5 protein-coding genes and 1 pseudogene are annotated in these 5,427 nt (G+C 43.9%); 1 reads left to right on the top strand and 5 read right to left on the bottom strand.

The window, feature by feature from the left end; translation table 11 throughout:
- The coding region (locus tag Q0256_RS05785) for a protein-disulfide reductase DsbD domain-containing protein (protein WP_297961006.1) at positions 1 to 1,251 on the bottom strand (1,251 nt) is incomplete at its 3' end.
- A gap of 108 nt (positions 1,252 to 1,359) precedes the next feature.
- Here Q0256_RS05785 and ppk2 point away from each other — a divergent pair.
- Positions 1,360 to 2,262, top strand: a complete 903-nt coding sequence (gene ppk2 / locus Q0256_RS05780) for a polyphosphate kinase 2 (protein WP_005869125.1) — start codon at positions 1,360 to 1,362, stop codon at positions 2,260 to 2,262.
- A gap of 737 nt (positions 2,263 to 2,999) precedes the next feature.
- On the opposite strand, the gene cas1 is transcribed toward ppk2, so the two are convergent.
- The 4 genes and pseudogenes from cas1 to Q0256_RS05760 form a co-directional block, all read right to left on the bottom strand.
- Positions 3,000 to 3,998: a CRISPR-associated endonuclease Cas1 gene (gene cas1, locus Q0256_RS05775; protein ID WP_297961002.1), complete on the bottom strand. Its 999-nt coding sequence runs from the start codon at positions 3,996 to 3,998 to the stop codon at positions 3,000 to 3,002.
- Positions 3,999 to 4,014: 16 nt separating this feature from the next.
- Entirely contained in the window at positions 4,015 to 4,293 is a 279-nt protein-coding gene (gene cas2, locus Q0256_RS05770; protein ID WP_297960999.1) for a CRISPR-associated endonuclease Cas2, read from the bottom strand.
- A gap of 8 nt (positions 4,294 to 4,301) precedes the next feature.
- Positions 4,302 to 4,799, bottom strand: a complete 498-nt coding sequence (locus Q0256_RS05765) for a Dna2/Cas4 domain-containing protein (protein WP_297960996.1) — start codon at positions 4,797 to 4,799, stop codon at positions 4,302 to 4,304.
- Positions 4,799 to 5,427 (bottom strand): annotated as a pseudogene (locus Q0256_RS05760) (CRISPR-associated helicase/endonuclease Cas3); the annotation flags it as partial. The gene Q0256_RS05765 and the pseudogene Q0256_RS05760, both read right to left, overlap by 1 nt.

Genomic DNA, 5,427 nt, shown 5'->3' with positions numbered 1-5,427 from the left:
GAGCCCCACCACAAGCAGTAGCGCGCCGCTTCCGAGCCCCAGCGCAAAAAGAGCCGCCGCACCCAGCAGGACGTCGCCGCTGCCCGCAATGTAAACAAGCGCGCCCGCAAGCGGAGCGGAGATGCACGGCGATACGACAAGCGCCGAGATAAGCCCCATCGAAAAAACTCCGATCAGGCCACCAGCATTTTCGCTTTTGCTATTTAAGAAGCTTTGAAAGCACGCGGGCAGGCGGATCTCGTAAAATCCAAACATCGAAAACGCGAGCGCGGCGAATATGAGCGAGGTTAGGATCAGCGCGGGCGGAGTTTGCAGCAGGCCTTGTAAATTTTGCCCGAAAACCGCCACGAAAGCCCCTAAAATCGCATACGAGCTTGCCATCCCAAAAATATACGCGAGGCTTACGGCGAGGCTTTTTTTCGCGCTCGGCTTCGAGGAAGTTTTCGCCACGATGATCGACGAGAGGATCGGGATGAGCGGATAGACGCAAGGACTTAGCGAGAGCAGCACGCCGTAGCCGAAAAACAGCGCGATCGCCGCGATGAAGCTCTTGCCGCCAAGAACGTTTAAAATTTTATCCTGCTCGGAGATGGAATTTACGCCGCGTGGATTTTTGTGCGCGGAAGCTTCGTCGGAATTTACCGCAGCGCTTTCCGCCGAGCTTGCCGCGGAATTTCCCGCCGCATGCGAGTTTGCCAAGGAATTTGCCTCTGCGCCCGAAGCTACGGCATTGCTTTTAAAATTTACAGTCCCGCTCTGTGCGCTGTACGTGTCAGAAATATGCGCGAAATTTACGCCGCTTCGGTATCTTTTCAGCTCGGAGTTTGAAATTTTGCTGATCTGATAGCCCTCCACCACGCGCTTGAAGCTAAAGCCGAACTGCTGCGGCTGGTAGCAAAAGCCCGATTTCGTGCAACCCAAAAAATCGCCGTTAAGCACGAAATCATCGCTGTCTGCTGCATTTGCAAGCACAAGGCCTAAAGGCACGGCGATGCTAAATTTGCCCTCATAAATTTTATAATCCTTGTATTCGGTCGCGGCGGGCAGATTTATTAAGTTCGTCACCTCCGCGCCGCCAATGAAAATTTTTATCTCGTTTTGATAGAGATAGACCCCGTCCGCGATATCAAAGCTTAGCGTTACGCTATCGCTTTGCGCCGCCGCGTTAAGCTTGAACGCATCGGAGGGTTTCAGGGGCTCGGCGCCCAAGCCTAAAAGAAAAAACGCTGCCAAAATCAGTGATCTGATCAAATTTTATCCTTTGAAATTTTTTCCTACATTCTAACGTAATAAGTATGAATTTATAGTGTAATATAAAGAACTTTTTTGTAAAATTCCTTAAAATTTTTAGGAGGCTATATGAGCAAAGAGATCAAAACCGAAACGGGCGAAATAGCGCTGAAAGAGATAGAATTTAAAAGCTCAAAGTACGAAAAAATCTCGTTCAAAGACTACGAGACGCTGCTTGAAAGATACCAGATCGAGCTTTTGAAGCTGCAAAAATTCGTAAAAGAAAAAGGCTTAAAAATTTTAATTTTGATGGAGGGGCGCGACGCGGCGGGCAAAGGCGGCACGATCAAGCGTTTAACCGAGCATCTAAATCCGCGTGGATGCCGCATCGTAGCGCTCGAAAAGCCGAGCAACGTCGAAAAGACGCAGTGGTATTTCCAGCGCTACGTCGCGCATCTACCCAGCGGTGGCGAGATTGCGATCTTTGATCGCAGCTGGTACAACCGCGCGATGGTCGAGCCGGTGATGGGCTTTTGCACTCACGCCGAGCACAAAGATTTCCTGCGCCAAGTGCCTAAATTTGAGGAGCTTTTGGTAAGTGCGGGGATAATTTTGTTTAAATTTTACTTTTCGGTCTCCAAAGAGGAGCAAAAAAGGCGCTTCGAATCGCGCCGCACCGACCCGCTGAAGCAATACAAACTCTCGCCGGTGGATGCAAGATCGCAGGAGCTGTGGAATCAATACACGCTCGCAAAATACTCGATGCTGCTCGCTTCAAATACCGAGTTTGCGCCGTGGACGATCCTTGATAGCAACGACAAAAAGATCGCGCGGCTAAACGCCTTCCGCTGCATACTCTCGCGCATAGACTATCCCGAAAAAATTGGTGCGAAGGAGCTTGCAGTGGATCCAAACCTCGTGCGAAACGGCGCCAGGGAGATAGTCCTAATGGAGGATAGCCAAAAAAGCGAGGCTTGGCGCAAGCTGGAAAGCCCCTCTCGCAAGAACAAGAAGGATAAGAAAAAGGGTTGACTTACCAATGAAGATTACTCGCTAAGAATTGCTAGGGAGGCTTGCTAAGAAAATTGCTTATTAGGAATTTATTTCCTAATATATAGAAACGCATTGAATTCTATGACTGTGGACCTCAAGATCCTTTGGAATTCTATCTAATAGGATGGAATTCTACACAACGCCACAAGCTACGTGATGAAGTATATCATGTTTCAATTCCTAGTGGAATGGAATTCTACTTCGTCGCTTGCTTTTCTCTGCGGCTGTCGTCCATAGTTTCAATTCCCAACGGGATGGAATTCTACTATTTCTTCTTGCTCGATATGCAAAGCTATTAAAATGTTTCAATTCCCAACGGGATGGAATTCTACCGCACGAATTTTGCCATTTTTCTAGGTAGAAAGTGTTAGGAGTATATATTTTTATGCCTTAAAATGGACTAAATTTAAAAAAGCGCCGATTGCTCAATGCCCAAAATTAGGCATTTCAGAATCTTAAAAGCAACTTTATCGCTATCTATATGTATCGTGAGTGCAAATGTCAAAATCTAAATATAAAGATATTCAAAAATCGAAGTACGAACAACAAAAAAAGCTAAAATTTTAAAAGCATATATTTTTAAAGCCAATTCGTTCGCCGTTCCGTGCTTCAGATCAAATTTATTTCAAAAGCACATACATCTTAAGAGGGCACAATCTATAGGCAAGTGATTCTAGTCAAAATTTCAAAAGCACGAATGAGCTTAAAACCCCAGCCTACCGCCATACCAACCCCTCGTAAGGCACGCCTTCACAGACGTATTTTTTAATCTGATTTGCCTCGCGACGGATAATTTGACGCCAGGTTAAGCTCTGTCCCGCTACGTTCGCGCAAGATGATAGTTTCTCAATCATTTTTAGCTCAATTTTTTGCACCGCTTCTCGACCGAATCGAATACGCCCCGCGTCCGTTTCAAAATCTTTTGCCGTAATCTCGCGCTTGTTTAACATTCCAAAAATTAATCTATCTCCTAAAATAGGCTTAAAAATCTCCGCAAGATCTAGATGCAGACTTAGCGCACGGTAGTTTGGCTCGTGCAAAAAGCCGATGCGCGGATCAAGCTCGGTTTTGTAAATTTCGCTGAGGCAGATGTTATAAATGCGCGTATTTACATAGCTAATGAGGGCATTAATTTTATCTGCCGGCGGGCGTTTGGAGCGCGTCGTAAATTTAAAACTGCGCTGATCCTCGATGATTTCGTTCCAGGCCGCGAAATACTGCTTGGCAAAGCCGCCTTCCACCGCCATTACCGCTGCTATGTCGCAGGCGCGCGCTAGAGCATCCAGATGCGGCGCAGTATCGAGCGAGACGCCGTAAGCCTTGCAATTAATGGCTGCATTTAAGATGCGAGCGCGAGTAATCTCGCGAGCGATAAAAAGGCGCTTAGAAAGATCGTCAAAAGCCCGCAGCTGCGCCAAAAGCACAAAGCCGCTTTTGTTTACAGAATTTGAAGTGTTCGGGAAAAAATTGCCGCGAAAGCTTTGATAGGCGCTAAAAATATGCAACAAAATGTTATTATCAGCCAAAAACGCCATAGCATAAGTGTCAAGCTCTACCCGCGCCAAAATATAAATTTCATCAATTGCGTTAATCGGCAAAATTTTACTAGTTAAAATTCCGCCCTCGTCGTTAAATTTATCGAAGTATAGATTATTATCTTTGCGGCGCAATCGGCCTGGGCTCAAAATAAAATGCGTGCGATCCGATTTTTGCATACTTTATCCTTAAATTTTAGCTGAATATTGCCTCGTTTTTATCGCACCCGATGACGAGACGCTGTGAATATTTGAGCGAATTAAAAGTATAAATTACCACCGAATCAAGCCTGCTAGAGCATTCTTTTTGCAAAATCGCCATTAATTTTTTAAGATCGCTCGCTCTGATTTCGCCCTCGAAAACGCTGAATTGTACACGAGGCAGAAACTTCTCGACCGCCTTTCGGACGCGCGCAGCGTTATTTTTCTCCTTTTCGTCGCTGCTTGAAATATCGTAAAATAAAATAGCGTACATTCTATCTCCTAAATGCAATAATCACGATAAGCGCAACTCTCGCAAATCTTTTGCGGGCTAAATTTAGGCGGCTTTGGCTCGTTCACAAGGGCGGTAATGCCGTTTAGAATTGTTTCGATTTTAGTGAAATTTTCGGCGTTATCCTCAATGGCTATGACGGTTTTGCCGCTAATTAATTTGCCTTTTACCTCTTTTAAATTTAAGCCTGTTTTTAAAAGATAGATGTAAAAAAGCAGTTGCATCTTGCCTGCTTCTGGATTTTTTAGGCTCTTTTTATATTCGGTGATGAGATAATGTCCGCGCTGCTTGGAAAGCTTGTCAAATTTCAAATTTGAAAATGCAAATTCCTGCAAACCGCTCTCTTTAATGTCCGCTAGTGCCTTGCCCATCAGCATGTTTTCATCTTCCTGATTGGCGTGAATATTGTGTCCGTAAAGCCACGCCTCACGCTTACAGGTGATGTAATAATTCACAAGCGTGCCGGTGATTTGGTCCTTGTAAAACATTAGTCGAAAAACTCATTCTTGAGATTTAAGGCGACATCCTTTTTAATCCCGAAATTATTATTGTACGAAGTATCGCCGAATGGTAAATAATAGACATCTTTTAGCCCATCAATACGCTTTATATTTAAACGCTTTGCATCAAATTCTGTGATATTTACACCAAATCTATTAATTTTCTTAATAGTATTCGTAAATATATCTTTCTTATTAAATTTGTCCATATCAAGCTTATTGATTTCAAAAATTTCATTTTGAAATTCTTTAATATAATCTTCTTTTGGCTCAATTATTACTAAAATTTTAAGCCTATCATCCATCGCCTCGCTAATCTTTTCGTTTATATCGTAAAATCCGAGCTCTCGCATCTGTTCCGCCAAAAATAAGCTCTCTAGGCTTTGCTTTATGGCGCTGAAATACCTAGTGGAAATATCTAAAATTTCGCTTTCGATGATATCTCTTTGCTTTAGAATTTTTATCAAAATATTATCGCTAATACGTTTTAAATCACCGTAAATGAGATCGGAATAGTCGCAAATATCGTTAAATACGTATAATTCTCCCAGAGCTGCGAAATTTCTATTTATGCGACCGGCGGTTTGGATAATCGAGCTAATGGGCGCTATCTCTC

It is taken from the genome of uncultured Campylobacter sp., assembly GCF_937949835.1.
GTDB lineage: Bacteria > Campylobacterota > Campylobacteria > Campylobacterales > Campylobacteraceae > Campylobacter_B.
Note: the sequence above shows the minus strand (reverse complement) of the source record. Positions and strands in the feature narration are given on the sequence as shown.